Genomic DNA, 26,932 nt, shown 5'->3' on the forward strand with positions numbered 1-26,932 from the left:
GTCGCCTCGCTAAAGACCCAGGGCCTTGCCGGCCACCAGCACCGCATCCGACGCGTCGTCATAGGCCTCGGCCGCGCTATGCCCCCACACCGGCCCCGGCCAGGCGGGGTCGCCGGCCCGCCGGCCGACCACATGCACATGCAGCTGCGCCGTGACATTGCCCAGCGCTCCGACGTTCAGTTTTTCGACCTCGAAGCCGGACAGGCCGCCCAGCACCCGGACCGCCTTGCCCGCCGCCACGGCCTCTTCGATCAGCGCCGTCCGGTCGGCAGCCGTCAGCTCCTCGATCTCCCGCAGCCCCGCCAGGCGCGGGATCAGCACCAGCCAGGGGTAGCGGGCGTCGTCCTGCAGGCGGACGTGGCAGAGGGGCAGGTCGCCGACCGCGTGGCTGGTGGCGATGAAGGCTGGGTCGAGTTGGAATTCCGGCATCACACCCTCTTTCGTCATCCTCGGGCTCGCCCCGCGTCATCCTCGGGCTTGGCCCGCGGACCCATTTGTCGGTCGCACGAACCCTAGAGGCGTCGCAACGACGGGCCAATCCCACGAGCTTGCGGCAGCCCACCGATGGGTCCTCGGGACAAGCCCGAGGATGACGAGTGGGGGGAAGGGCGAGGGGGGATCACCCCCGCGCAGGAACCGCCGCCCAGTAGTCGAAATCGAGGATGACCTCGGCCGGATAGGCGCCGGAGGCGTCCTTGTCGGGCAGGTCGGTGCAGGGCCGGTCCTTGGTCGCCACCAGACGCAGGCGCAGGGCCCCGATCCCCGGCTCCAGCAGCGCCTTGTCGAGCACCTCGCTCCAGGCGAACACCGTAGCCCCGGCGAAATAGGGGTTCACGTGCCGCCCGCCGTTGATGCCGAGGATCAGCCCGGCGTTCTGCAGCCCATTGAAGCTGAGGGCCTTGGCCGTCGAGATCACCACCCCGCCATAGACCAGCCGTCGGCCGGACGGGTCCTTGGCGCGCTCGAACTGGTTGAAGTGGACCTTGGCGGTGTTCTGGTAGAGCCGCGTCGCCAGCTGGTGCTCGGCCTCCTCGATGGCCATGCCATCGACGTGGTCGATCTTCTCGCCGATCGCATAGTCTTCGAAGGCGTGCGGCGCGCCCGCCAGGGCGAAGTCGTACCTGCCGAAATCGAGCGTCTTGGGGATCATGAGGTCGGAGGCCGGCACGGCCGCCCTCAACTCGGGGACCTTCTGCCCGGCGATCTGCGCCGCCTCGTCGCGCTTCCTGACCATCACCCAGCGGACGTAAGAGAGCACCGGCTCGCCGTCCTGGTTCTCGCCCGTGGTGCGGACGTAGACGACGCCGGTCTTGCGGTTGGAGTTCTCCTTCAGGCCGATGACCTCGCTGGTCGCGGTCAGGGTATCGCCCGGGAACACGGGCGCCAGGAATAGGCCTTCGGCGTAACCGAGGTTGGCGACGGCGTTGAGGCTGATGTCCGGCACCGTCTTGCCGAAGACGATGTGGAAGGCGATCAGCGGATCGACCGGCGCGGCCCGCAGGCCGCAGGAGCGGGCGAATTCGTCGGACGAGAACAGCGCAAAGCGGGGCCCGTACAGCGCCGTGTAGAGCGCCACGTCTCCGGCTGTCACCGTGCGCGGGGTGGCGTGGCGGATGATCTGGCCGAGGCGGAAGTCCTCGAAGTAGTTGCCGGGATCGGTCTTCGACATGGATCGGGGGTCTCCGCTTTAGCCCGATGTCTAATGCCGCGCCCTTCGCATCCGCGAAAGGGGGCTTGAGGGCGCACGGCTGCGGGTCTAGACCGCCCGCGACCCTTTTTCTTCACTTCAGAGAGACCTGCTCCATGGCTCGAGCCAAGATCGCCCTCATCGGCGCCGGCATGATCGGCGGCACCCTGGCCCATATCGCCGCGCGCGAAGAGCTGGGCGACGTCATCCTGTTCGACATCGCCGAAGGCACGCCGCAGGGCAAGGCTCTGGACATCGCCGAAGCCACCAGCGTGTTCGGCAAGGACGTGGCCCTGAAGGGCGCCAACTCCTACGAGGACATCGCCGGGGCCGACGTCTGCATCGTCACCGCGGGCGTGCCGCGCAAGGACGGCATGAGCCGCGACGACCTGCTGAACATCAACCTGAAGGTCATGAAGGCCGTCGGCGAAGGCATCAAGGCCCATGCCCCCAACGCCTTCGTCATCTGCATCACCAACCCGCTTGACGCCATGGTCTGGGCCCTGCGCGAGTTCAGCGGCCTGCCGCACGAGAAGGTGGTCGGCATGGCCGGCGTGCTGGACAGCGCCCGCTTCGCCTACTTCCTGGCCGAAAAGACCGGCGTCTCGGTCGAGGACATCCACGCCTGGACGCTCGGCGGCCACGGCGACGACATGGTGCCGATGGTCCGTCACTCGACGGTGGCCGGCCTGCCGCTGCCCGAACTGGTTGCCCAAGGCTGGATGACCCAGGAAGAGCTCGACGGCATCGTCAAGCGCACCCGCGGCGGCGGCGGCGAGATCGTCAAGCTTCTGAAGACCGGCAGCGCCTTCTACGCCCCGGCCGAAAGCGCCATCGCCATGGCCACCAGCTACCTGAAGGACAAGAAGCGCTGCCTGCCCTGCGCCGCCTACCTGAACGGCCAGTATGGCCTGAAGGACCTCTATGTCGGCGTGCCGGTGATCATCGGGGCCGGCGGCGTCGAGCGCATCATCGAGTTCTCGACCAACGACGAGGAGAAGGCGATGTTCGAGAAGTCGGTCGCCTCGGTGCAGGGCCTGATCGAAGCCTGCAAGACCATCGAGCCGTCGTTGGCTTAAGCGCCATCCAGGCGACGAAGCGGCCCTTCTCCCGATCCGGGGGGAGGGCCGTTGCGTGTCCGGGGGTAGCGCCCGACCACGCGCGGCGCTAACTGAGCAACATGCCCGAGCACGCCTTCACCCTCCGCCCCCGCCCCACCGTTCCGGTCGAGGGCGACGCGCCGTTTCCGGTGCGGCGCATCCTCTGCGTCGGCCGCAACTATGCCGCCCACCGGGCCGAGATGGGCGGCGATGACCGTGACCCGCCCTTCTTCTTCGCCAAGCCGGCCGACGCCATCGTGCCGCCCGGCCAGGACGTGCCCTATCCGTCGGCGACGTCCGATCTGCACCACGAGATCGAACTGGTCGTGGCCATCGGGCCGGACGGCATCTTCGGCTATGCGGTCGGCGTCGACCTGACCCGGCGCGACCTGCAAGCTCAGGCAAAAGCCAAGGGCCAGCCCTGGGACGCCGCCAAGGGTTTCGACCACTCCGCGCCGATCAGCGCCATCCGCAAGCTGGCGACGCTTGGCGACGCCGCCATCGGCCTGTCGGTCAACGGCGAGGTGCGCCAGAAGGCCCGCATCGGCGACATGATCTGGTCGGTGCCCGAGATCGTCGAGGAAGCCGGCAAGCTGTGGGACCTGCAGGCCGGCGACCTGATCTTCACCGGCACGCCCGAAGGCGTGGCGGCGGTCAGCAAGGGCGACCTCGTCGAAGGCTCCGTCGAAGGGGTCGGTTCGCTCAGCTTCGAGATCGTCTGATGAAGCTCTACAGCGCCTGGCGCGCCTCCGGGCCCTATCGGTTGCGCATCGCCCTGGCCCTCAAGGGCCTCAGCTACGACTACATCCCCGTCGATCTGGCAGCCGGCGAACAGCGGGGCGAGGCCTACGGCGCCATCAACGCCCAGCACCTGGTCCCCGCGCTTGACGTGGACGGCGAGGTGATGACCCAGACCCTGTCCATCCTCGAATGGCTGGAAGAGACCCATCCCGAACCGGCGCTGCTGCCGAAGGACCCGCTCGATCGGCAACGGGTGCGGGCCATGTGCGACATCGTCGCCTGCGACATCCACCCGCTCAACAACCTGCGCGTCCTCAAGGCGCTGAGCGCCATGGGCATCGCCGAGGACGGCCGCAACAGCTGGGTCGCCCGCTGGATCGACGAGGGGTTTGCGGCATTGGAGCCGATGATCGCCCGGCACGGGGCCGGCTATGCGTTCGGAGAGACGCCGACCATGGCCGACTGCCTGCTGGTCCCGCAGATCTATAACGCCAACCGATTTGGCGTGGACCTGTCGCCCTATCCCGCCCTGGTCGCGGCCGGCGAGTACGCCCTGAAACACCCGGCCATAGCCGGGGCACACCCCAACCTGCAACCTGACGCAAAGGTCTGATCCATGCTCGAGGACCTCAAAGCCAACAACCGCGCCTGGTCGCTGAAAAAGACCCAGGTCGATCCCAACTTCTTCAAGCGGCTGGAGAACCAGCAGAGCCCGAAGTACCTGTGGATCGGCTGTTCCGACAGCCGGGTTCCAGCCAACGAAATCGTCGATCTCGACCCGGGCGAGCTCTTCGTCCACCGCAACGTCGCCAACCTGGCTCCGCCGCAGGACGCCAACTACCTCAGTGTCCTGCAGTTCGCGGTCGATGTGCTGAAGGTCGAGCACATCCTGGTCGTCGGCCACTACGGCTGCGGCGGCGTGGCGGCGGCGGTGGACGGCAAGCGGCGCGGCCTGGTCGATCATTGGCTGCACCCGATCCGCGAGGTGCACGAACACCACCGCCACGACCTCGAGGCCATCGACGGCGACCGCGCCAAGTGGGATCGGCTCGTCGAGCTGAACGTCATCCGCCAGGTCAAGAACGTCGCCTCGGACATCTTCGTCCAGGACGCCTGGGCCCGGGGCCAGACGCTGAATGTGCACGGCTGGGTCTACAGCCTGCATAACGGCCTGGTGAACGACCTGGGCGTCACGGTCAGCAACTTCGACGAAGTGTCGGACCGGCTGTACGACTTTTAGGCTATTCCCCGCCCCGCAGCTTCGCGATCAGGATCTTCAGGTCGACCTTGCCGGTCGACAGCGCTCCGGCCCGGAAGGCCCGGCCGGCGATCCACATGACCAGGGCGACCGTGGCCAGCATCAGGATGCCGGTGGCGATCACCTGCCAGATCGGCGGGCCTGACGCGGCGCGGGCGGTCATCATGAACGGCGTGAAGGGCGGGACCCAGGAGAGGATTTCCAGGGCCGGCGTATCGGGCCGCCGCAGGGCCTGGCTGAGGAAGATCACCGGCACGGTCAGCAGGATCATGATCGGGCCGAGCAGCGTCTGGGCCTCGCGAGTGGTCTCGCAGAAGCTGCCGATGGCGGTGAACACCGAGGCATACATCAGGTAGCCGCAGATCAGATAGAAGGCGAAATAGAACAGCAGCCCATTGCTGAACAGCACCTGGCCGATGCCGGCCGCCTGGTCCGGGGCGAAGATGTTCATCAGCACGGCCCCAACCGCGCCCCAGACGCCGAGAACCGTGAAGGTCACCCCGGCGACGCCGAGGATCTTGCCGAACAGGATCTCCGGCACCGTGGCCGATGACAGCAGCACCTCCAGCACCTTCGACGACTTCTCCTCGATGACGCCGTTCAGCAGGATGCCGGCCCCGGTGAAGATGACGCTCCACAGCAGCATGGCCGCCCCGAAGCCGATCAGCCCCGGCAGGCGGGTCAGCAGTGAGGCCTTGCCGGCCGCCTTGGGCGAGAAGTCGGTGATCTTCGGCTCCAGCGCCTGGGCGTCGGCCAGCAGTCTGGGGCTGACCCCGGCGGCCTCGAGCTTGGCCTGGGTCATGCGGCCGGCGATGGCCTGGCGGATCGATTCTGTGGCGCCGAGCAGCGGGTTGTCGGTCCAGACGTCGACGGCCACCGCTTCGCCCGAGCCATGGATGACGAAGGCGCCGGCCAGCTTGCGCTTGCCCGGCAGGCGGCTGTCACCGGCCAGCCAGGGTTGCAGGGCCGGGCCGATGGCGGCCGGGTCGGCGGGCAGGGTGATGGGCGGGGCGACGACCTCGTTGCGCGGCCGGCCGATGCCGTTTTTCGCGGTCAGCACCTCGGTCACCGGGGCCAGGTAGGCCTGGCCGGGCGTCTGGTCGATCAGCACCAGGGCCGGCGGCGGGGCGGACGCCTCCATCCAGCCGCTGGCCCCCATGACCAGAGCCATGCCCAGCGGCAGGGCCAGCATCGAAAGCCAGAAGCCGACGGTGCGGACATAGGCGACGTATTCGCGCTGGGCGATGCGGAGCAGGCGTCTCATGCGGCCATCTCCGGATGATCGAGCTGTTCGCCGGTGAGGACGATGAAGGCGTCGTGCAGGCTGGGTTCGCGCAGTTCGAAGCGCTGGATGTCGAGGCCGAGCGCGAAAGCCTTCTTCAGCCCCTCCTGTCCCGAGGCGTTGGCTTCCAGCGCGCAAACCAGCCGTTGTCCGCCAGCCTCCAGGGGCGTGGCGGTGACGCCGGCGATGCCGGGCAGGGCGCCGGCGGCGGCGGCGTCCAGCTGGCCCTCCAGCACCAGGGCGCGGGGCGCGCGGGCCTTGGCCTCGGCGACGCTGCCGTCGAAGGCCTTGCGGCCCTTGGCCAGCAGGACGACGTGCTCGCACAGGCGTTCGGCGTGCTGCATCACGTGGGTGGAGAAGACCACCGTGGCGCCGCGCTGGGCGAGCCCCCGGATGGTGGCTTCCAGGGTCTGCTGGTTGACCGGGTCGAGGCCGCTGAATGGCTCGTCGAGGATGACCAGCTCGGGTTCGTGGGCGACGGCGGCGATCAGCTGCACCTTCTGGGCCATGCCCTTGGACAGCTGGCGAATCTGGCGGTTCTGGGCCTCGCCCAGTCCCTGCTCTTCCAGCATGGCGATCGCCCGCTTGCGGGCGAGGGGAGCCGGCACGCCCTTGAGGCCGGCCAGGAAGACGATGGCCTCGATCGGGGTCATGCGGCGGTAGAGGCCGCGCTCCTCGGGCAGGAAGCCGATCCGGTCGCGCACGCTGCGCCCGTCGGGGGCGCCGAGGACATTGAGAGACCCGCTGGTCGGCTCGCTGAGGCCCAGCACCATGCGCAGGGTGCTGGTCTTGCCGGCCCCGTTCGGTCCCAGGAAGCCGAGGATGCGGCCCCGCTGGGCGGTGAAGCTGAGATCATCGACCGCCGTGAACGCGCCGTAGCGCTTGGTCACGTGGGTCAGGGAAAGCGCGGCGTCCATGGGGTCTCCCGTATTGCGGGCAGAGTGCGGCGGTCACAGTTAACTTACTCTGTCATCCTCCGACGCCCGCAGGGCGATCGGGGGACCCAGGGCGGCTCGGGAAAGATTCCCGCGAGTCTTCACGCCGAAAGATGGGTCCCCCGGTCCGCTTCGCGGCCGGAGGATGACAGATCAGGGAAGTGCCGCCGCCCGAACCCGCAGGATCGCATCGACGACCACATCCCGATGCCCCAGCCCCAGCATGCCCGCATGGCTGGCGTCGTCGATGTTGATGTGGAAGCCCGTCTTGCTGACCCGCGCCGGCTCTGACTGGAAGCGCTTCCAGTCCGACAGCGCCCCCTGGCGCTGAGGTCCGGCGGTGACCACCCCGACCGGCAGGGCGGGATCGTACGGCGCCATCACCTTGCCCTGGGCCGAACTGGCCAGCCACAGGCTCACCTCCCGCGCAGACCAGCGGTTATGCCGCCCCGACGCGAAGGCCCGCTTCTTCTCGGCGGCGGCCGTCGGCGGCAGGCCGATGCCATCGCCCATGAAGGGTGCGAGCGGCTTGAACAGCCCCAGGCTCGCCGCCGCCCCGGCGACATGCGAGGCCGTCCCGAAACGGCCGATCCAGGTCCTGGCCACCGGCAGGTCGGCGGCCTCCGGCGGCGCCGCGTCGAGCAGCACCAGGCCGGCGACATCGGCGCGGTTGCGGGCCGTGAACAGCCGCAGGTGCAGCCCGGCCATGGAATGACCGACCAGCAGGTAGGGTCCCTTTTCGCCGGAGGCGGCGAGCAGCTTTTCGAGGTCGCCGACGATGGCTGTGGAGTCCCGCGGGCTGGGCCCCGGATCGGAGCGGCCAAGCCCGGCGCGGTCGTAGGCGCAACTGCGCACGCCCCTGGCGGCGAGGCCTTCCTGCACGGCCCCGAAGTCGGCCGACAGGCCGAAAGCGCCGGCCTCGAAGACGACCAGCGGACCGTCCGCCGTTGCCGGCCCGGCGCAGACAAGGTTCAGATTGCGCCCGCCGATATCGACCAGGCGGCCGGGCGGGTTGGCGGCGGCGAATGCGGACACGAGGCCTCCGAGGGCGATGGCGAGGAGCAGGGCGAGCGCCAGCACGGCGACGCCGCGACTGACCCCCCAGACAGTCCGGCGAACGGCGGTTCTGAGCATGGGGTCAATCTAGGGACGTCCGGGGCCCGCCGTAAGGCCCTATGAGGTCGGGATCGGTTCGTCGTCGGCCGGCGGGGCCTTCACGGCTGCCTTGGGGGCCGGCTTGTTGACCTCCTCGACCATCAGCCTGGGACCGCCGGCCTCCTGCAGGACCCGCAGTTTGGCGCGGGCCTCGGCGGCCTTGGCCGGGTCGCGGGCGACCATCTGGATCGGGCCGGTGTTGGTGATCACCGCACGGACGCGGCCATCGTCGTTCGACGCCAGCTGGACGATGGCGGGACCGCCCTGGCCGGCGGTGTTGTTGGCCGCGGCGCGGACGCTGGCCGGCCAGTTGGAGACCACGGCGACGCGGGTGCGGCCGACCTTGAGGGCGTCCTTGACCGGCAGCAGCTCGGCCGAGGCGAAGCTGCGGCCGATGAACAGGGCCGGATTCATCGGCCGGCCGTTCTGGCGGATTTCGAAATGCAGGTGCGAGCCGGTCGAGCGGCCGCTACCGCCGACATAGGCGATGGTCTGGCCGGCGGTCACCGGCGAGCCGGCCTTCAGGCCCTTCGCCGTGCCCGACAGATGGGCGTAGAAGGAGACGAGGCCGTCCTCATGCTTCACCTCGATGAAGCGGCCGTAGGACAGGCTCATGCCGGTGCGGGTGACGACGCCGGGCAGGGTGGCGGTCACCTGGGTTCCGGCTGGAGCAGCGATATCGACGCCTTCATGCAGCCGGCCGCCCTCTTCCCAGGGCATGCGGCGCATGCCGAACGGGGAGTTGATCGAGAAGCCGGAAACCGGGGCGTTGAAGGCCAGAACCTTCAGCATCGGGTCGCGCGAGGCGGAGACGAGGTGGGGGTTGGCCTTGCCGGCCGATTTGGGGGCCTGTTTGGCGACGACCATGACATCGGAGGGACGGTCGGGGCGCGCGACGCTGCCCATGGCGAAGGCGGCGGTCATCGCGAAGGCGCCGCCGACGATGCCGGCGACGACCGGGATAGCGGCGCTGTAGGGGCTCTTCTGAGCCGATACGCTGGTGTTCACTGGTCAACCTCGTACTGGGCCGCGCCAAAGGTTCGATCAACGAGGTTGGATGATCGGACGCGACAAGGGAGCTCGCCTGGGAGCAGATCGAGCGGCGCATAAGCCCGGTCAATCTGGCGAGATGAGGGCGGCCTAGTACGGGGTTGGTGTCTGAAAAGCAACCTTTCGGGTCGCGCCAGGCCGGCGCGACCCTCAGGTTCGCGGTCGCTAGTGGACCGAAACGGGGGCGAGTTCGTGGGCCAGGGCGGCCGAAATGGCGCTGTCCTTGTCGCTCATTACGGCCAGGCGCTCCCCATCGGCACGGTGCACGGCGTAGAGGGTCTGGTTGGGTTCGAGCTCGACATGGGCCAGGGCCGCGGCCGGCGATGAGGCGATGATCTCGGCGCCGGTCACGGGGCGCACATAGACCAGGCTCGGGCCGCCGAGGGCGGCAAAGGCTTCGTTGGTCAATCTAACGGGTGTCATTGAGACCACCTCCTTCACAAAAGCAACGCGGGACAGGTGCGTATGGTTCAGCCACCGGTCCGGATGGGAATCTTCTGGATCACACGCTCGGCCTTGGGCCGGTCCAGATCGACGTGCAGCAGGCCGTGTTCGAGGGTGGCCTCGCCCACGATCATGCCGTCCGCCAGGATGAAGGTTCGCAGGAACCCCCGGGCCGCGATGCCGCGGTGCAGGAAGGCCCGGTCCTGGCTCTCGGCGCCGTCGCCGCGCTTGCCGGCCACGGTCAGCATCTCGCCCTCGATGGTCACCTCCAGCTGGTCCGGCGAGAAGCCGGCCACGGCCAGGGTGATGCGAAGTCCGCCGCCTTCGCGGGCCTCGACGTTATAGGGGGGATAGCCTTCGGTGGCCGCCCGCTGGGCCCGTTCGATCAGGCCGCGGGTGTGGTCGAAGCCCAGCAGGAAGGGGCTGTCGAACAACACGGTTCGGGTCGTCATCGTCTTCGTCCTCGAGTCCTGTTCAAGCGACTCCCGCCCTGGGTCGGCCCGAGATCGGCGCCAGCCCTTGCGGCTTGAACGATAGGTGGCGATTGTCGGCGGAGTTCGCAAGACGGAGGGGGCGATGCGGGGTTTTGCCGGTCTGGTGTTGGTGGCGGCGTTGGTGGCGGCGCCGGTGATGGCGGCGGAAAAGACGGCGCCCGGCGAAGACATGATGATGCAGGCCAGCAAACTGGCCGAGACCGACCAGGTCACGGCCCTGGCGCTGATGCGCAAGGCGGCGGCCACCGGCGACGCCGAGGCGATCAACGGTCTGGCCGGCTTCCTCTGGATGGGCGTCGGGGCGCCGGCCGATACGGTCGAGGCGACCGCCCTCTACGAACAGGCGATCGCCAAGGGCTCGAAGGTGGCCGCCTCCAACCTCGGTCGCCGGCTGTTGCTCGACGACGATGAGGCCAACGACGCCCGCGCCATCGCCATGCTCAAGCCCCTGGCCCAGGACGAGGTGCTGGCCTCCACCGTGCTCTATCCGATCGGCCGGGCCATGCTGTTCGGCCAGGGCGGGACCAACCCGTTCCTCAAGGGCGGCATGGACCTGCTCGAGATGGCCGAGAACCGCGAGCCGAACAATGCCGATCTCTTCTACCTGCTGGCTCGCGGCTATCAGGCCGGCTGGGGCGAACGGAAGCGGGACGCCGCCCGGTCGGCGAAATACTTCCGCCATGCGGCCGAACTCGGCGACGAGCGGGCCCAGTGGTACTACGGCATGGCCCTGCTCAACGGCGACGGCGTGCGGATGGATGCCCCCGAGGCCTGGACCTGGGTGCGCAAGTCCGGGGAGGGCGGCTATATCGAGGGCCAGATCAGCACGGCGGTGATGCTGGCCGTCGGCCAGGGCGTGCGGGAAGACGACGCCCAGGCCCGAGACTGGTACCGCAAGGCCGCCGAACGCGGCTCGGCCCACGCCCTGCGCGGCCTGGGCCTGATGATGATGACCGGCGAGGGCGGCCCGGTCGATGCCGTGACCGGCCAGGCCTACGCCGAAATGGCCCGCGAGGGCGGCGACAAGAATGCCGGGGTGTTGCTGGAGCAGATGGGGAAGGACCTGTCCGTGGAGGACCGCCGCAAGGCCGAGGAGATCAAGATCGCCTGGAAGCGCAAGTACGGAGATCCCCGCTAGCGCGTGAGCAGCAGGATCGCGATCAACACGGCGAACAGGCCGCCCCAGATCAGCACCGGCTTGAGATAGCCCCAGAGCTTGCGTTGCAGCGGCCTGTTGTTGGTGGCGATCGCATAGACCACCGCGACGGGATAGGCGGCGACAGCGACGACGCCGAACAGGATGTAGAGCCAGGTCGGAACGACGATCATCCGCCACCTCGAAATTTGAACGGACGACATCATCGACCAGTGGTTGAGTCAACCGCGCTGGCGCTCGATCAGATCCCGTATCCTGTTGCCCAGCGCGGCCATCGCGAACGGCTTGGTCATCACCTCCATCCCCGGCGCCAGGTGGCCGTTGCCGACGGCGGCGTTCTCGGCGTAGCCGGTGATGAACAGCACCTTGAGGTCGGGGCGATCGACGCGGGCGGCGTCGGCGACCTGGCGGCCGTTCATGCCGCCGGGCAGGCCGACGTCGGTGATCAGCAGGTCGACCCTCGCGCCGGTGGCCAGAATCTTCAGGCCCTCGGGGCCGTCGGCGGCCTCGAGGGGGCGATAGCCGCTGTCCCGCAGCACCTCGACGATCAGGGCCCGGATGGCCGGCTCGTCGTCGATGACCAGCACCGTCTCGCCGTCGCCGTGGCCGGGCGCCTCCATCTCGGGGCCGCGCACCACCTCGGCCTCGCCATGGAAGCGCGGCAGGTAGAGGCACATGGTCGTCCCTTGGCCGACCTCCGAATAGATCCGCACCTGGCCCCCCGACTGGCGGGCGAAGCCGTAGACCATGGAGAGGCCCAGCCCCGTCCCCTCGCCCAAGGGCTTGGTGGTGAAGAAGGGGTCGAAGGCGCGGGCGATGACCTCGGGAGTCATGCCGGAGCCGGTGTCGGTGATGCAGATCGACAGGTACTGGCCGGGGAGCAGGTCGCGTTCGGCGGCGGCCCGCTGGTCCAGCCATGTGTTGGCCGTCTCGATGGTGATCCGGCCCCCGTCCGGGGCCATGGCGTCACGGGCGTTGATGCAGAGGTTGAGCAGGGAGTTTTCCAGCTGAGAGGGATCGATCCGCGCCGCCCACAGGCCGGCAGCGCCGACGATCTCGACCTCGATATCGGGACCGACGCTGCGCCGGATCAGGTCTTCCATCCCGCCGATCAGCCGGTTGACGTCGGTGGGACGCGGGTCGAGCGTCTGGCGTCGCGAGAAGGCCAGCAGCCGCTGGGTCAGGGCGGCGGCGCGGCGGGCGGCGCCCTGGGCGTTGTCGATGTAGCGGCCCAGCCCGTTCAGGCGGCCATCGCGCAGCCGCATCTCCAGAAGTTCGAGGTTGCCGCTGACGGCGGCCAGCAGGTTGTTGAAGTCGTGGGCCAGGCCCCCGGTCAGCTGGCCGACGGCCTCCATCTTCTGGGCCTGGCGCAGGGCCTCCTCGTTCTGGCGCAGTTCGGCCGTGCGGGCCTCGACCTGCTCCTCCAGGGTGGCGGCCAGGTTGCGAAGCTCGGTCTCGACCCGGCGCCGTTCGGTGGCGGCGCGGGTGCGGTCGGCGACCTCGCGGACCAGGGCCAGCTCTTCTTCGCTCCAGGGCCGGGCCTCCGCGTGGTTGAGGTAGAGCAGGGCGACGAAATCCCCTGCTTCCGTCACCGGCATGTTGACGAAGGCCTGGGCGCTGATCGCCTTGAGGGCGGCGGCGGTGTCGGCCGATCGCGGATCGAGGTGCGCGTCCTCGATCACCACTGTGCGGCCGGCCTTGAGGTCCTCGATGTAAGTGCCGTAGTCCCGGAACTGCAGCACACCGGCCAGGCTCTGGATGCCCGGCGCGTTCCAGTCGCGGGCGATGGTGATGGTCTCGGCCTGCTTATCGATGACCCCATAGCCGGCGCGGCTGACATTCAGGGTGCGGCCGAGGATCTCGGCGGCGGCGAAGGCGAGCTCGTCGGGGTCTTCGAAGTCGCGGATGCGGTCGCCCAGTTCGACGAGCGCCAGGCGGCGCTGTTCGAGAACGGCCCGCTCGGTGACATCGACCCCTTCGAGGAAGATGCCGCTGACCTGGCCGTCGGCGTCGCGGATCGGCTGATAGACGAAATCGAGCCTGCGCTGATCGATCGGGCCCCCCGGCTCGTGCTGCAGCCCGATCTCGGCGTTGCTGGCGACGAAGGCTTCTCCGGTCTGGTAGACCCGGTCAAGCAGGCCGACAAATCCCTGGGCGACGGCCTCCGGCAGGGCCTGCTCCACCGTCAGCCCCAGCACCGGCCGGTGACCGACCAGCTTCATGTAGGCGGGGTTGGCGAGGTCGATGCGGTGCTCGGGACCGCTCAGCATGGCCATGAAGCTGGGAGCCTGGTCGAACAGACGGGCGAACTGCTCCCGTTGCGACCCCAGGGCGGAGATGGCGCGAACCTTGTCGGTGGTCTCGGTGACCACCCCATAGACGCCGCCGACGGTTCCGCTGCCGTCGCGCACCGGATTGTAGGAGAAGTTGAAAAAGGCTTCGACGGTCTCGCCGTCCCGGACCAGGGGCACCGGCAGGTCCTCGAACCGCTGGGCCTCGCCCCGCAGGACCTGATCGAACAGCGGCCCGACGGTGGGCCAGGCGTCGGCCCAGACCTGCGCGGTCGGAGCGCCCAGGGCGCCCGGGCCCTTGTCGGCCAGGATGGGCATGAAGGCGTCGTTGCACATCCAGATCAGCGACGGGCCCCAGGCGATGAACATGCCGTGCCGGGAGTCCAGCATCAGGGCGACGAGGGTGCGCAGCCCCTCGGGCCAGGTTTCCGGCCCGCTGATCGGCGTGGCGGCCCAGTCGAAGGCGCGCATGCGCCGGCCCATCTCGCCGCCGCCGGCGAGAAACCACGGCGTGGCGCCGCCCTGGTCGCCCTCAACTGTCACGAAATCGGCCCCGACATGATCCGCCCCCGGGGCGACGCAACTGCCCGCAAGTCAGAATACGTCAGCTACCCGACGGTTCCGGTTGAAGAGGGGAAAAATGGAAAGGGCCGCATCCTCGTCGGATGCGGCCCTTATGGTGGAGCTAAGCGGAGTCGAACCGCTGACCTCTTGAATGCCATTCAAGCGCTCTACCAGCTGAGCTATAGCCCCGAAAGTTCGGGCTCGTCGTCGGTGGCCCGGCGGCGAGAGGCGGGGTCTTAGTCTGTCAGCTTTCGCCGATCAAGCCTTCCCCGCCAGTTTTTTTCCGCTGCGGGCCGGGACGTGTCGAAACGTCCCGGCCGCATTGGAAAATTGTCAGACGTCGTCGTCGCCCTCGCCGGGCAGGCCGTCGATCTCGTCTTCCGGGAAGTCGTCGTCGTCTTCGTCCTCGAGGAACGGCACGTCGTCGGCTTCTTCCTCGTCGAGGGTTTCCTCGTCGTCGGCGAAATCGACGCCGATGTCGTCGGCCGGCTTGGCGGCGGCGTCGCCTTCCTCATCGTCCGTTTCGAGCGGCTCGGCGGCGGCCTCGTCGTCGATTTCCGGCGTGGTGTCGGGTTCTTCCTCGAAGCCGTCCTCGTCTTCGGGGGCGACCTTCTTCTTGGTTTCGGCGGCGTCTTCGTCTTTTTCGACCTCGTCCTCGTAATCGACGGGCGTGGCGCGGGCGCGCACGCGGCGGTTACGCACCGCTTCTTCCGGATCGAACGAGTCGCCGCACTTGGGGCAAACCGCCGGGCGGCGGTTCAGGTCATAGAATTTCGCCGAGCAGGTCGGGCAGAGCTGCTTGACGCCGAGTTCTGGGCTGGCCAAAGCGGGCGGCCTCTCTATGTGGGGTGTTGGAAAAGCGGCGGCTCCCTTGCCACGCGACAGGGGCGCTGTCAAAAGGCTTTCCCCCAATTCCAGCCTGCAACGACGGGAGCCGAAGCCTCGGCATGACCAACGCCGCCCTCCGAGCCCGCCCCGGCGCGGCCCTGCGCGGAACGATCCGCGTGCCCGGCGACAAGTCGATTTCCCACCGGGCATTGATCCTGGGGGCCTTGGCGAGCGGGACGACCACCATCACCGGCCTGCTCGAAGGCGACGATGTGCTGGCCACGGGCCGGGCCATGCAGGCCTTCGGCGCAAAGGTCACACGCACCGGCGAAAAGGCCTGGACGGTCGAGGGCCAGGGCGGCTTCGCCGAACCGGCCGACATCATCGACTGCGGCAACGCCGGCACCGGGGTGCGGCTGATCATGGGGGCCGCGGCCGGGTTCGACCTGCGGGCGACCTTCACCGGCGACGCCTCGCTGAAGAAGCGGCCGATGGGGCGGGTGCTGACCCCCCTCGGCCTGATGGGCGCCAACTGGCTGTGCCGGGAGGGCGGGCGTCTGCCCCTGACCCTCGGCGGCGGCGGGCTGACCGGCATCCGCTATGTACTGCCGATGGCCTCGGCCCAGGTGAAGTCGGCGGTGCTGCTGGCCGGACTGAACGCGGCCGGCGAAACCCTGGTGCTGGAGCCGGAAGCCACCCGCGATCACACCGAACGGATGCTGCGGGCCTTCGGGGCGGTGGTCGAGGTGTCGGACGAAGCGGAAGGCCGGCTGATCAGGCTGGCGGGCGGCCAGAGGCTGACAGGCTGCCACGTCGATGTGCCCGGTGATCCGTCCTCGGCCGCCTTCCCGCTGGTCGCGGCGCTGATCACCCCCGGCTCCGAGGTGACGGTCGAGGGCGTCATGCTCAACAGCCTGCGCACCGGCCTGTTCGACACCCTGATCGAGATGGGCGCCGACCTGACCATCGCCAACCGCCGCGATGCCGGCGGCGAGGCGGTCGGCGACATCACCGCCCGGTCCTCGGACCTGAGGGGCGTGGTCGTGCCGCCCGAGCGGGCGCCGGCGATGATCGACGAGTATCCCATCCTGGCCGTCGCGGCCGCCTTCGCCTCCGGCGCGACGGTGATGCGCGGCGTCGGCGAGATGCGGGTCAAGGAAAGCGACCGGATCGCGCTCATGGCCAATGGCCTGGCCGCCTGCGGCATCGGTGTCGAGGAGGAGCCGGAGGGCTTCACCGTGGTCGGCACGAAGGGGGCCAATCACCCGGTCCGCGGCGGGGCGAGGGTCGTCACCCACGGTGATCACCGGATCGCCATGAGCCACCTGGTGCTGGGCCTGGCCGCCCAGGGCGACATCGAGGTCGATGAGCCCGGCATGATCGCCACCAGCTTCCCGGGGTTCGTGGACCTGATGAGCGGCCTGGGGGCTGACGTCGGATGAATTCCCGTTCGATCGTGAGTTCACCTCTGGGCTTCCTTCTCCCCTCGCGGGAGAAGGTGGCGCCGAAGGCGTCGGATGAGGGGGCTCCCCGGGCGCCGACACGGCCCTTCGCCAACACCCCTGCGCGGCTGAAAGACCTATCGACCCCTCATCCGGCGCTTCGCGCCACCTTCTCCCGCAAGGGGAGAAGGGACCTCTCACGGCAACTGACCCTGTCTTGGGCGCCGGTTGTCATCTGCGATAGCCTCGCCTCGAGAGGGAGGGCCTTCCGATGGGCTTCGTGATCGCCGTCGATGGCCCCGCCGCCTCCGGCAAGGGCACCATCGCCACCAGACTGGCGGCCCTCTACGGCTATCCGGTTCTCGACTCGGGCCTGCTCTATCGCGCCGTCGGGGTTCGCCTGCTGGCCGAGGGCGGGGACCTGTCCGACATGGACCACGCCACCCGCGTCGCAAAGACGCTCGATCCCGCCACCCTGGAGAACCCCGAGGTCCGCACCCGGGCCGCCGGCGAGGCCGCCAGCCGGGTGGCCGCCTATACGCCGGTCCGCGAGGCCCTGCGGGCCTTCCAGCGGACCTTCGCGACCCAGGAGCCGGGCGTGGTCATCGATGGCCGCGATATCGGCACCGTCATTGCCCCACAAGCAGATGCAAAGCTGTTCGTCACCGCCTCGCCGGAGGTGCGCGCCACCCGCCGCTGGAAACAGCTGACCGGCCAGGGCGAACAGGTGACCTATGAGGACATCCTCGCCGATATCCGCATCCGCGATGAGCGGGACTCGGCCCGCAGCGACAGCCCGATGGTCATCGCCGATGACGCGGTGTTGCTAGACACCACCGAAATGGATATAGACCGCGCCTTCGATGCGGCCCGCCGCATTGTCGAGACGGCGCGTGGCCAAAAGGCCTAATCCAACCGCGCCGCACCTCTGAAACCGCGGGCCCTTCAGTACCCCACCTGACTCAACCGAACGCCCGGACTCCAAGGCCTCGCGCCATCCGTCGTTCCCCAACAGAGACGTAAGTAGCCACATGGCTGATGATATGAACTTCAACCCGACCACCGCCGACTTCGAGGCGCTCCTCAACGAAAGCCTTGGCGGCGCCAGCGATTTCGCTGAAGGCACCGTGATCAAGGGCAAGGTTGTCGGGATCGAAAAGGACGTCGCGATCATCGACATCGGTCTGAAGACCGAGGGCCGGATCAGCGTCAAGGAATTCGGCGTCGACGCCGACGGCAAGGCCACCCTGAAGGTCGGCGACACCGTCGAGGTCTTCCTCGAGCGCGTCGAGAACGCCCTCGGTGAAGCCGTCATCAGCCGCGAAAAAGCCAAGCGCGAAGAAGCCTGGACCCGTCTGGAAGAAGTCTTCGCCCGCAACGAGCCGGTCAACGGCGCCATCGTCGGCCGCGTCAAGGGCGGCTTCACCGTCGACCTGGGCGGCGCCAGCGCCTTCCTGCCCGGCAGCCAAGTCGACATCCGCCCCGTGCGCGACGTCGGCCCGCTGATGGGCAAGGAACAGCCCTTCGCCATCCTGAAAATGGACCGTCCGCGCGGCAACATCGTCGTCTCGCGTCGCGCCATCCTGGAAGAAGCCCGCGCCGAACAGCGCACCGAGCTGGTCAGCCAGCTGCAAGAGGGTGAAATCCGCGAAGGCGTCGTCAAGAACATCACCGACTACGGCGCGTTCGTGGACCTCGGCGGCATCGACGGCCTGCTGCACGTCACCGACATGAGCTGGAAGCGCGTCAACCACCCGAGCCAGGTGCTCGCGGTCGGCGACACGGTGAAAGTCCAGATCGTCAAGATCAACCCCGACACCCAGCGCATCAGCCTCGGCATGAAGCAGCTGCAGTCGGACCCGTGGGACGGCGTCGAAGCCAAGTACCCGGTCGGCGCCAAGTTCACCGGCCGCATCACCAACATCACCGACTACGGCGCGTTTGTTGAGCTGGAAGCCGGCGTTGAAGGTCTGGTGCACGTCTCGGAAATGTCCTGGACCAAGAAGAACGTCCACCCCGGCAAGATCGTCTCCACCTCGCAGGAAGTGGACGTCATCGTGCTCGACGTCGACAGCTCCAAGCGCCGGGTCAGCCTGGGCCTCAAGCAGGCCGCGGCCAACCCGTGGGAGAAGTTCCTGGCCGATCACCCGATCGGTTCGACCGTCGAAGGCGAAGTCAAGAACGCCACCGAGTTCGGCCTGTTCATCGGCCTGGACGGGGAAATCGACGGCATGGTCCACCTGTCCGATCTGGACTGGGCCGTGTCGGGCGAAGAAGCCCTGGCCAAGTACAAGAAGGGCGACATGGTCAAGGCGCGCGTTCTCGACGTCGACGTCGAGAAGGAACGCATCAGCCTGGGCGTCAAGCAACTGGCCGGCGACCCGCTGGCCGGCGACAGCTTCCGCAAGGGCCAGACCGTCACCTGCACCGTCACCGAAATCACCTCGGGTGGTATCGAAGTGAAGTTCGGTGAAGAAGACGCCCCGATGACCGCCTTCATCCGTAAGTCGGACCTGTCGCGCGATCGTCAGGAGCAGCGTCCGGAACGCTTCGCCGTCGGCGACCGCGTCGACGCCCAGGTCACCGCCATCGACAAGGCCGCCCGTCGGGTGTCCGTCTCGATCAAGGCCCTGGAGATGATGGACGAGAAGGCCGCCATCGAGCAGTACGGGTCTTCGGACTCGGGCGCTTCGCTGGGCGACATCCTCGGCGCGGCCCTGCGCGAGAAGGCCTCGAAGGACTAAACCCTTCGCAGCCTAATCGGCATCTACGTATTGCGGCGGCCGGGGCGACCCGGCCGCCGTTTTCGTTTCCGCCATCAGGGGCTCGCCGCCCGGCTGGATATCGAGGCTGGCCCAGCTGGCCCCGGCGCCGCGGGCGGCGGCCAGGCCGGCGACCGACCGCACCCCGTGAATCAGCACGCCCGGGCCGATGGTCTGCAGCAGCAGCACCCGGCGCAGCATGGCGGCCTCATCCTCGGCGTTGTCGATCCGGTCGGCCTCGACGGCGGCGCCGGTGAATCCGCAATCGGCCAGATGCCCGAGCACCGATGCCTGCGACGGGGTTCGGGCCAGCACGCCGCGGAAGATGGGCTTCAGGGCGCCGACCGCCTCGCGCAGCGCCGCCGGCGGCACGCCGGGCTCCAGGCCGACCACCTCGCAGAGGGCCAGCACGCCATGGTCGATCTGGCCGGTGGCGACGCGGCGCAGCAGCCGGCGGCGCGATTTTTCGGCCCGCAGTGTGCTCCAGCTGAGCGGAATCATCATCAGCGGCGGCCGCTCGCCGGGGACCGGCGGCTCGAGAGCGGCGAAGGCGGCGTCGAGGACGGCCAGGTCGACCCGCTCGGCATCGACGGTGTTGAGGCTGGCGAGGCTGAGCCGCCGCTTGGCGCCGTCGGCCTCGATGAGGCGGTAGGAGAGGGCCCGGCCGCGCAGGCTGCCCTCCTTCAGCCCGATGGCCGGCCGCAGTCGCCCGTCGATGATCAGGTCGACGCCGACCGACGAGGCCAGCCGGGCGCGCACGCGGGGACCTCGCATGGCCTCCAGACCCGTGGCGGGGGTCGGCGACGATCGCGCCTGGGGGGAATGCTGCATGTTTAAGCGCCTATACTCGTCCTGAGTATAGATTGGCAGCCTTGCTCCCGTTTTAACGGCCGCAAATATCACGCAACCCCTTGAAGACTCAGGGTGAGTTGGGCAAAGGTCCGTTCGCCGACAGGCGGGGATACCGGGGATAGCATGATCAAGTCCGAGCTGATCGCCAGTCTGGCGGCGGAAAACCCGCACCTGACCCAGCGCGATGTGGAACGCGTCGTCGGCGTCATCCTTGAAAGGATGATCGCGGCGCTGGAAGGCGGCGGCCGGGTCGAGCTGCGCGGCTTCGGGGCTTTTTCGGTCCGCTCGCGTCCCGCCCGTTCGGGCCGCAATCCGCGCACCGGCGAAACGGTGGACGTGCGGGCCAAACATGTGCCCTTCTTCAAGAGCGGCAAGGAACTGCGGGCCCGGCTGAACGCCGACTGACCCGCCACTAGCGGAGATCGGTCATGAGTGTGGTCAGCGAATTTCGGCAATTCATCTCGCGCGGCAACGTCATCGACCTGGCGGTCGGGGTCATCATCGGCGCGGCCTTCGGCAAGATCGTCACCGTGCTGGTCGATGGCGTCATCATGCCGCCGATCGGGCTGCTGCTCGGCAAGGTCGATTTCTCAGACCTGAAGATCGTGCTGGCCCCCGAGGACGCGGCGACCAAGACGGCCGAGGTGGCCATCGCCTACGGGTCGTTCATCAACACCATCATCCAATTCCTCATCGTGGCTTTCGCCGTCTTCCTGCTGGTCAAGCTGGTCAACGCTGCTCGGCGCAAGGAAGCCGAAGGGCCCGCGCCGAGCGCCCCGCCGGCCCCGACGCCCAGCGAGGAGCTGCTGACCGAGATCCGCGACCTGCTGGCGGCGCAGCGGGCTGCTCCGCCGGTGGCGAAGGTGGTTCCGGTGAAGGCCGAGGCTGTACCGGCCGTCGTGCGCAAGCCGGCGGTGAAGAAGCCGGCCGCGCCAAAGAAAGCTTGATCCTTCTCCCGCTTGCCGGGAGAAGGTGGCCCCCGAAGGGGGTCGGATGAGGGCAGCACCGGCCCTCAATGGTTCCAAGAGAGCAGGCCGACCTTGCAGCGCCACAACGCGAGTCCTCAGCGCCCGCCGGTGCTGCCCTCATCCGACCGCTTCGCGGCCACCTTCTCCCGGCAAGCGGGAGAAGGATAATCATGGCCGGCGCCAAGATCTGCGGGTTAAGCACCGCTGATACCGTCGAGGCGGCCATCGCCAACGGCGCCGAGTGGCTGGGCCTCAACTTCTTCGAGCCCAGCCCCCGCTATGTCTCGCCCGAAGCCGCCGGCCGCCTGGCCCTGCAGGCCCGCCGCGATGGCCCGCGACGCCCGCCGGCCCTGGTGGCCGTGACCGTCGATCCGTCCGACGCCCTGATCGACGACATCGTCCAGGCCATGCGACCCGACTTCATCCAGCTTCACGGCAAGGAAACGCAGGCCCGGGCCCAGGCCATCCGCACCCGCACCGGCGTCGGCATCATCAAGGTGCTGTCCGTCTCCGACGCAGCCGACATCGCCCGCGCCGACAAATGGGACGGCCTCGCCGACCACCTGATGTTCGACGCCCGGCCGCCGGCCGGCAGCGACCTGCCCGGCGGCATGGGCGCCCGCTTCGACTGGACCTTGCTGGCCGGCAAGCGTTACGCCCGGCCGCACTTCCTGGCCGGCGGGCTCGATCCGTGGAATGTGAAAGAGGCTTTGACTCTGTCGAACGCCCCGATCGCGGACGTTTCCTCTGGCGTGGAGCGGGGTCGGGGGATAAAGGACAGCGCCTTGATCAAGGCCTTCCTCGACGCCGTCCGCAGTCTGTGAGCACCCTTTGAACGCCGCCAGTAAACCGAACGATTGGAACAGTCTGCCCGACGCGCGCGGCAAGTTCGGCGAGTTCGGCGGCCTCTATGTCGCCGAGACCCTGATGCCGCTGGTGCTGGGCCTGGGCGAGGCCTACGCCGCCGCCAAGGCCGACCCCGAGTATCAGGCCGAGCTGGCCTGGTTCCACAAACACTACACCGGCCGCCCGAGCCCGCTGTATTTCGCCGAACGGCTGACCGCCTACTACGGCGGCGCGAAAATCTACTTCAAGCGCGACGAGCTCAATCACACCGGCAGCCACAAGATCAACAATGCGCTCGGCCAGATCCTGCTGGCCCGCCGCATGGGCAAGACCCGGATCATCGCCGAGACCGGGGCCGGCCAGCACGGCGTCGCCACCGCCACCGTCTGCGCCCGCTTCGGCCTGCCCTGCGTCGTCTACATGGGCGCCACCGATGTGGAGCGGCAGAAGCCCAACGTCTTCCGCATGAACCTGCTGGGCGCCGAAGTGCGCCCCGTCACCTCCGGCACCGGCACCCTCAAGGACGCCATGAACGAGGCGATGCGCGACTGGGTGACCAACGTCGAGGACACCTACTATCTGATCGGCACCGCCGCCGGCCCGCACCCCTATCCGGCCATGGTCCGCGACTTCCAGTCGATCATCGGCATCGAGGCCCGCGCCCAGATCCTCGAGCAGGAAGGCCGCCTGCCCGACGCCGTGGTCGCCTGCATCGGCGGCGGCTCCAACGCCATCGGCCTGTTCCACCCCTTCCTGGCCGACGAGGGCGTGCGGCTGATCGGCGTCGAGGCGGCCGGCCACGGCATCGAGACCGGCGCCCACGCGGCCTCCCTGACCGGCGGTCGCCCCGGCGTCCTGCACGGCAACAAGACCTACCTGCTGCAGGACGACGACGGCCAGATCATCGACGCCCACTCGATCAGCGCCGGCCTCGACTATCCGGGCATCGGTCCGGAACACAGCTTCCTGCACGAGACGGGCCGGGCCGAATACGTCTCGGCGACCGACAAGGAGGCGCTGGCCGCCTTCCAGCTGTGCGCCGAGCAGGAGGGCATCATTCCCGCCCTCGAACCGGCCCACGCCCTGGCCCGCGTCGGCGAGCTGGCGCTGGAGCTCGGCAAGGACGGCGTCATCGTGATGAACATGTGCGGCCGCGGCGACAAGGACATCTTCACCGTCGCCGAAGCCCTGGGGCGGACGATTTGAGCAACACCCGTATCGACAGGCGCTTCGCGGCTCTCGCCGCCGAGGGCCGCGCCGCTTTCGTCGCCTATGTGATGGGCGGCGATCCGGATTTCGACCAGTCGCTGGAGATCGTGCGCGGCCTGCCCGCCGCCGGCGTCGACATCATCGAGCTGGGCTTCGCCTTCTCCGATCCGATGGCCGAGGGGCCGTCGATCCAGCGCGCCGCCCTGCGGGCGCTGAAGGCAGGCATGACGCTCAACCGGACGCTCGACCTGGTGGCCGAGTTCCGCAAGGGCGACAACGACACCCCCATCGTGCTGATGGGCTACCTCAACCCGCTGTTCAGCGCCGGCTATGACAAGTTCGCCGCCCGCGCCGCCGAGGCCGGGGTCGATGGCCTGATCTGCGTCGACTGTCCGCCGGAAGAGGCAGACGAGCTGACCGACGCCCTCGAGGCTAACGGCCTGTCGCTGATCCGCCTGGCGACGCCGACCAGCGACGACAAGCGCCTGGTCACCCTGGTCAAGCGCACCTCGGGCTTCGTCTACTATGTCTCCGTCGCCGGCGTGACCGGGGTGAAGGCGGCGGACGCCACTGCCGTTGCGCCGGCCGTGGCGCGGGTCAAGGCGGCGTCGGGCCTGCCGGTGGCCGTCGGGTTCGGCATCCGCACGCCGGAACAGGCCGCCGCCGTGGCGAAAATCGCCGATGGCGTGGTGGTCGGCTCGGCGTTTGTGGACGCCGTGCAGGACGCCCTTGAAGGCAAAACGAACGAAAACGTGACCGCGAGCGTTCTTTCCAAAGCGAAGGCATTGGCGAAAGCTGTGCGTTCGGCGAGAGTCGGTCAGGCTTGAGGCTTCAAAGACGATGGCTATGGCAGAATCCAAGGGCGACAAGCCCACCCGTCCTCCCACGACCGGCAAGGAACGTGGCGGCGGCTGGCTGAGCCGGATCGCCCCCGGGGTGCGCGGGGCCTTCGCCAAGCGCGAGACGCCCGAGAACCTGTGGGTCAAATGCCCCGACACCGGCGAGATGATCTATCGCCCGGACCTGGAGGCCGCCCTGTGGGTGACGCCGGCCGGCCGGCACATGCGGATCGGCTCGAAGCAGCGGTTCGAATACACCTTCGATGGCGGGACCTATGAAGCCCTGCCGACCCCCGAGGTGCCGGAAGATCCGCTGAAGTTCTTCGACGGCAAGCCCTATCCCGAACGCCTGGCCGCCGCCCGCAAGGCGACCGGCGCCCCCGACGCCGTGGCTATCGCCGCCGGCAAGATCCGGGACGTGCCGGCGGTGGTGCTGGTCCAGGACTTCGCCTTCATGGGCGGGTCGCTCGGCATGGCCGCCGGCGAGGCCTTCATCGCCGCCGCCCGCGAAGCCGTCAAACGCCAGTGCCCGATGGTCGCCTTCACCGCCGCCGGCGGCGCGCGGATGCAGGAAGGCACCCTCAGCTTGATGCAGATGGCCCGCACGACCCTGGCCATCCAGGAACTCAAGGCGGCGAAACTGCCCTACATCGTGGTGCTCACCGACCCGACCACGGGCGGGGTGACCGCCAGCTACGCCATGCTGGGCGACATCCATCTGGCCGAACCCGGCGCCCTCATCGGCTTCGCCGGTCCGCGCGTCATCGAACAGACCATCCGCGAGACCCTGCCGCCGGGCTTCCAGCGGTCGGAATACCTCGTCGAGAAGGGCATGGTCGATCGCGTCGTGCCCCGCGGCGACCTGCCGGCCATCCTCGGCAGCCTGATGGGCACCCTGATGATGGGGCGCGCCCGCAAGGCCGCCTGACCCTTCCTCCCGCCGGGAGGCCAAGCCTTGACCGACCACCTGCTCCCCCATGACGCGGCGCTGGAGCGCCTGCGCCTGCTGCATCCCAAGCTGATCGACCTGTCGCTCGGCCGCATGCGGCGGCTGTGCGCGGCCCTGGGCGATCCTCAGCGCAATTTCCCGCCGGTGGTCCATGTGGCCGGCACCAACGGCAAGGGCTCGACGGTGGCCTTCCTGAGGGCCATGGCCGAGGCGGCGGGCCTGCGGGTGCATGTCTTCACCTCGCCGCACCTTGTCCGCTTCGCCGAGCGCATCCGTCTGGCCGGGACCCTAATTGCCGACGAGCACCTCGCCCGCGTCCTGGAGACGGTCGAAGCGGCCAACGCCGGCGAACCGATCACCTTCTTCGAGATCACCACGGCCGCCGCCTTCCAGGCCTTCAGCGAGGTGCCCGCCGATCTGATCCTGCTGGAGGTGGGGCTCGGCGGCTCACTCGACGCCACCAACGTCATCGAGGCCCCGGCGGTGAGCGTCATCTGCCCGGTCGATCACGACCACCGCGAGTTCCTCGGCGACTCCATCACCGCCATCGCCGGCGAGAAGGCCGGGATTATCAAGCGCGGCCGGCCGGTCGTCACCGGCTGGCAGGGCGAGGAGGCCTTCGAAGTGATCGAGGCCCGGGCCAGGGCCCTGGGCGCGCCGCTCACCGCCATGGGCCGCGACGTCGATGCCTATGTCACGGCCGGCCGCCTGACCGTCCAGGCCGAGGACCGGTTGCTCGATCTGCCGATGCCCTCCCTGCCGGGCCCGCACCAGATCGCCAACGCCGGCGTCGCCGCCATCGCCGCTCTGGCCCTGCACCTCCCCGAGGAAGCCATCGCCAGGGGCGTCGAGACCGCCCGGTGGCCGGCGCGGATGCAGCGCCTGACCGCCGGCCCCCTGGCGGCCAGGGCCCGCGCCGCCAACACCGACCTGTGGCTGGATGGCGGCCACAACGCCCACGCCGCCCGCGCCCTGGCGGACGCCCTGCGCGACCTTCAGGCCCGCGATGGCCGCGAGGCGGTGCTGATTTGCGGCCTGCTGACCAACAAGGACGCCGAGGCCTTCTTCGACGCCTTCCGGACCCTGAACCCCCGGATCATCGCCACCGCCTTCAGCGCCGATGCGGCCAGTCCGCCGGAGCGGCTGGTTTCGGCCGCCAGCGCCGCCGGCCTGCGGGCCAGCGCGGCGGAGTCTGTCGAGGCGGCGCTGGACCAGGCGCTGGCGGTCGAGGGCCTGGCGCCCCGGGTGATGATCTGCGGCTCGCTGTACCTGGCCGGCGAGGTTCTCGCCCTCAGCCGCGAAACCTGGCCGGATTAGCCGAGCACAAAGTCTCCCGCCGCCGGCGGCGGCAGCTTCAAGCCTCCGATCAAGGCCCGCAGCGCCAGGCGGTAGCCGGGGAAGCTCTCACGGTCGGCGGTCAGGGCTACCCGATCGAACAGGGCGGCGAGCAGGTCGGCCAGCGGCGCGACGGGCAGCTCCGGCACGATGCCGGCCGCCACGATCTGGCGCAGGCCGGCTTCAAGCTTGGCCTTCAGGTGCTGGCCGCGAAGCGCCTCGATGCGTTCGGTGCCCAGCACGCTGGCTCCCTCCACCAGCAGGATGCGGCGCCGGCCGGGCTCGGCCATGGCCAGCACATAGGCCTCGCCGCCGAGGATCAGCTGCTCGACCGGGTCAGGGTTGGTCTGGGAGGCCTTGCCCATCCGCTGGCCGACGTCGGCCAGTTCGGCATTGACGACGCCGGCGAAGACAGCGGCCTTGTCCGGGAAGTGGTGATACATCGCCCCGCGCGTCACCTTGGCGGCGGTGACGATGGCCGGGGTCGAGGCGGCGGCGTAGCCCTTCTCGGCGAACAGCTGGCGGGCGGCCCACAGGATCTTGCCGCGGGTCTCGCGGCTGCGCTGGGCGTTGGGGCGGCGTTCGGGCATGGTTGGTAAGATACAGCCTGCCTGTTTGTAAGCAAGTGAGGCTTCGACGGAGTTGGGGCGGTTTCGCTCTCCGCCCTCTGGGCGGAGGACGGTTCGGAGCGTGAGCGACGGACCAGGAGGCGGGCCCACCGGCGTTCGAAGGTTTGCGTGTTTCC

Annotated in this window: 28 protein-coding genes and 1 tRNA gene; 15 read left to right on the forward strand and 14 right to left on the reverse strand. The window is 69.0% G+C overall.

Annotated features, from left to right (window positions below; translation table 11 throughout):
* Positions 1–9 precede the first annotated feature (9 nt).
* Entirely contained in the window at positions 10–429 is a 420-nt protein-coding gene (locus O5I81_RS01110; RefSeq protein ID WP_271067100.1) for an HIT domain-containing protein, read from the reverse strand.
* A 190-nt stretch (positions 430–619) separates the two neighbouring features.
* A complete protein-coding gene (locus O5I81_RS01115) occupies positions 620–1,669 on the reverse strand; it encodes a MaoC family dehydratase (protein WP_271067101.1) in 1,050 nt (349 codons plus the stop codon).
* Positions 1,670–1,803: 134 nt separating this feature from the next.
* On the opposite strand from O5I81_RS01115, the gene mdh reads away from it, so the two are divergent.
* From mdh to O5I81_RS01135, 4 genes are all read left to right on the forward strand, one after another.
* Entirely contained in the window at positions 1,804–2,766 is a 963-nt protein-coding gene (gene mdh, locus O5I81_RS01120) for a malate dehydrogenase (RefSeq protein WP_271067102.1), read from the forward strand.
* 101 nt (positions 2,767–2,867) lie between these two features.
* Positions 2,868–3,509, forward strand: coding sequence for a fumarylacetoacetate hydrolase family protein (locus O5I81_RS01125; protein ID WP_271067103.1), 642 nt, complete (start codon positions 2,868–2,870; stop codon positions 3,507–3,509).
* Positions 3,509–4,141: a maleylacetoacetate isomerase gene (gene maiA, locus O5I81_RS01130; protein WP_271067104.1), complete on the forward strand. Its 633-nt coding sequence runs from the start codon at positions 3,509–3,511 to the stop codon at positions 4,139–4,141. Before O5I81_RS01125 ends, maiA begins: the two co-directional genes overlap by 1 nt.
* A gap of 3 nt (positions 4,142–4,144) precedes the next feature.
* Positions 4,145–4,768, forward strand: a complete 624-nt coding sequence (locus tag O5I81_RS01135; RefSeq protein WP_271067105.1) for a carbonic anhydrase — start codon at positions 4,145–4,147, stop codon at positions 4,766–4,768.
* Position 4,769: 1 nt separating this feature from the next.
* On the opposite strand, the gene O5I81_RS01140 is transcribed toward O5I81_RS01135, so the two are convergent.
* The 6 genes from O5I81_RS01140 to O5I81_RS01165 form a co-directional block, all read right to left on the reverse strand.
* Positions 4,770–6,050, reverse strand: coding sequence for an ABC transporter permease (locus O5I81_RS01140; RefSeq protein WP_271067106.1), 1,281 nt, complete (start codon positions 6,048–6,050; stop codon positions 4,770–4,772).
* On the reverse strand, positions 6,047–6,985 hold the full coding sequence (locus tag O5I81_RS01145; RefSeq protein WP_271067107.1) for an ABC transporter ATP-binding protein: 939 nt from the start codon (positions 6,983–6,985) through the stop codon (positions 6,047–6,049). Before O5I81_RS01145 ends, O5I81_RS01140 begins: the two co-directional genes overlap by 4 nt.
* A gap of 171 nt (positions 6,986–7,156) precedes the next feature.
* Positions 7,157–8,137 (reverse strand): alpha/beta fold hydrolase, encoded by a 981-nt coding sequence (locus O5I81_RS01150; protein WP_271067108.1) that lies wholly within the window; start codon positions 8,135–8,137, stop codon positions 7,157–7,159.
* Between the two features lie 39 nt (positions 8,138–8,176).
* On the reverse strand, positions 8,177–9,166 hold the full coding sequence (locus tag O5I81_RS01155; RefSeq protein WP_271067109.1) for a M23 family metallopeptidase: 990 nt from the start codon (positions 9,164–9,166) through the stop codon (positions 8,177–8,179).
* 207 nt (positions 9,167–9,373) lie between these two features.
* Positions 9,374–9,631: a DUF1150 family protein gene (locus tag O5I81_RS01160; protein WP_271067110.1), complete on the reverse strand. Its 258-nt coding sequence runs from the start codon at positions 9,629–9,631 to the stop codon at positions 9,374–9,376.
* Positions 9,632–9,678: 47 nt separating this feature from the next.
* The gene (locus O5I81_RS01165; protein ID WP_271067111.1) at positions 9,679–10,104 is read right to left on the reverse strand and encodes an Hsp20 family protein; all 426 of its coding nucleotides are present in this window, start codon (positions 10,102–10,104) and stop codon (positions 9,679–9,681) included.
* A 124-nt stretch (positions 10,105–10,228) separates the two neighbouring features.
* On the opposite strand from O5I81_RS01165, the gene O5I81_RS01170 reads away from it, so the two are divergent.
* Positions 10,229–11,284: a tetratricopeptide repeat protein gene (locus O5I81_RS01170; protein WP_271067112.1), complete on the forward strand. Its 1,056-nt coding sequence runs from the start codon at positions 10,229–10,231 to the stop codon at positions 11,282–11,284.
* On the opposite strand, the gene O5I81_RS01175 is transcribed toward O5I81_RS01170, so the two are convergent.
* The 4 genes from O5I81_RS01175 to O5I81_RS01190 form a co-directional block, all read right to left on the reverse strand.
* On the reverse strand, positions 11,281–11,475 hold the full coding sequence (locus O5I81_RS01175; RefSeq protein ID WP_271067113.1) for a hypothetical protein: 195 nt from the start codon (positions 11,473–11,475) through the stop codon (positions 11,281–11,283). The genes O5I81_RS01170 and O5I81_RS01175 overlap by 4 nt on opposite strands.
* A 48-nt stretch (positions 11,476–11,523) precedes the next feature.
* Positions 11,524–14,136, reverse strand: coding sequence for an ATP-binding protein (locus tag O5I81_RS01180; protein WP_271067114.1), 2,613 nt, complete (start codon positions 14,134–14,136; stop codon positions 11,524–11,526).
* 134 nt (positions 14,137–14,270) lie between these two features.
* Positions 14,271–14,346, reverse strand: a tRNA-Ala gene (locus O5I81_RS01185).
* A gap of 144 nt (positions 14,347–14,490) precedes the next feature.
* Complete coding sequence (locus tag O5I81_RS01190) at positions 14,491–14,982, reverse strand: TIGR02300 family protein (RefSeq protein ID WP_271067115.1); 492 nt, start codon at positions 14,980–14,982, stop codon at positions 14,491–14,493.
* Between the two features lie 122 nt (positions 14,983–15,104).
* Here O5I81_RS01190 and aroA point away from each other — a divergent pair, with 122 nt between their 5' ends.
* The 3 genes from aroA (at position 15,105) to rpsA (ending at position 19,171) form a co-directional block, all read left to right on the forward strand.
* Positions 15,105–16,427: a 3-phosphoshikimate 1-carboxyvinyltransferase gene (gene aroA / locus O5I81_RS01195; RefSeq protein WP_271067116.1), complete on the forward strand. Its 1,323-nt coding sequence runs from the start codon at positions 15,105–15,107 to the stop codon at positions 16,425–16,427.
* Between the two features lie 271 nt (positions 16,428–16,698).
* Positions 16,699–17,337 (forward strand): (d)CMP kinase, encoded by a 639-nt coding sequence (gene cmk, locus O5I81_RS01200; protein WP_271067117.1) that lies wholly within the window; start codon positions 16,699–16,701, stop codon positions 17,335–17,337.
* Positions 17,338–17,458: 121 nt separating this feature from the next.
* Positions 17,459–19,171 carry a 30S ribosomal protein S1 gene (gene rpsA, locus O5I81_RS01205; protein WP_271067118.1) on the forward strand — a complete coding sequence of 571 codons (1,713 nt, stop codon included), beginning with the start codon at positions 17,459–17,461 and terminating at the stop codon, positions 19,169–19,171.
* Between the two features lie 12 nt (positions 19,172–19,183).
* Here the strand turns inward: rpsA and O5I81_RS01210 are convergent, their stop codons facing one another.
* Positions 19,184–20,020 (reverse strand): hypothetical protein, encoded by an 837-nt coding sequence (locus O5I81_RS01210; RefSeq protein WP_271067119.1) that lies wholly within the window; start codon positions 20,018–20,020, stop codon positions 19,184–19,186.
* A 144-nt stretch (positions 20,021–20,164) separates the two neighbouring features.
* Between O5I81_RS01210 and O5I81_RS01215 the strand changes: the two genes are divergently transcribed.
* From O5I81_RS01215 to O5I81_RS01245, 7 genes are all read left to right on the forward strand, one after another.
* Positions 20,165–20,446: an integration host factor subunit beta gene (locus O5I81_RS01215; protein WP_271067120.1), complete on the forward strand. Its 282-nt coding sequence runs from the start codon at positions 20,165–20,167 to the stop codon at positions 20,444–20,446.
* Positions 20,447–20,469: 23 nt separating this feature from the next.
* Positions 20,470–20,988 (forward strand): large-conductance mechanosensitive channel protein MscL, encoded by a 519-nt coding sequence (gene mscL, locus O5I81_RS01220; protein ID WP_271067121.1) that lies wholly within the window; start codon positions 20,470–20,472, stop codon positions 20,986–20,988.
* 191 nt (positions 20,989–21,179) lie between these two features.
* Entirely contained in the window at positions 21,180–21,833 is a 654-nt protein-coding gene (locus O5I81_RS01225) for a phosphoribosylanthranilate isomerase (protein WP_271067122.1), read from the forward strand.
* Positions 21,834–21,840: 7 nt separating this feature from the next.
* On the forward strand, positions 21,841–23,061 hold the full coding sequence (trpB, locus tag O5I81_RS01230; protein WP_271067123.1) for a tryptophan synthase subunit beta: 1,221 nt from the start codon (positions 21,841–21,843) through the stop codon (positions 23,059–23,061).
* Complete coding sequence (gene trpA / locus O5I81_RS01235; RefSeq protein WP_271067124.1) at positions 23,058–23,891, forward strand: tryptophan synthase subunit alpha; 834 nt, start codon at positions 23,058–23,060, stop codon at positions 23,889–23,891. Before trpB ends, trpA begins: the two co-directional genes overlap by 4 nt.
* Before the next feature lie 13 nt (positions 23,892–23,904).
* Positions 23,905–24,831, forward strand: a complete 927-nt coding sequence (accD, locus tag O5I81_RS01240; RefSeq protein ID WP_271067125.1) for an acetyl-CoA carboxylase, carboxyltransferase subunit beta — start codon at positions 23,905–23,907, stop codon at positions 24,829–24,831.
* 27 nt (positions 24,832–24,858) lie between these two features.
* The gene (locus O5I81_RS01245) at positions 24,859–26,169 is read left to right on the forward strand and encodes a folylpolyglutamate synthase/dihydrofolate synthase family protein (protein ID WP_271067126.1); all 1,311 of its coding nucleotides are present in this window, start codon (positions 24,859–24,861) and stop codon (positions 26,167–26,169) included.
* On the opposite strand, the gene O5I81_RS01250 is transcribed toward O5I81_RS01245, so the two are convergent.
* The gene (locus O5I81_RS01250) at positions 26,166–26,777 is read right to left on the reverse strand and encodes a TetR/AcrR family transcriptional regulator (protein WP_271067127.1); all 612 of its coding nucleotides are present in this window, start codon (positions 26,775–26,777) and stop codon (positions 26,166–26,168) included. The genes O5I81_RS01245 and O5I81_RS01250 overlap by 4 nt on opposite strands.
* Positions 26,778–26,932 lie beyond the last annotated feature (155 nt).

Origin of the sequence: Caulobacter sp. NIBR1757, from assembly GCF_027912495.1 — a bacterium.
GTDB lineage: Bacteria > Pseudomonadota > Alphaproteobacteria > Caulobacterales > Caulobacteraceae > Caulobacter.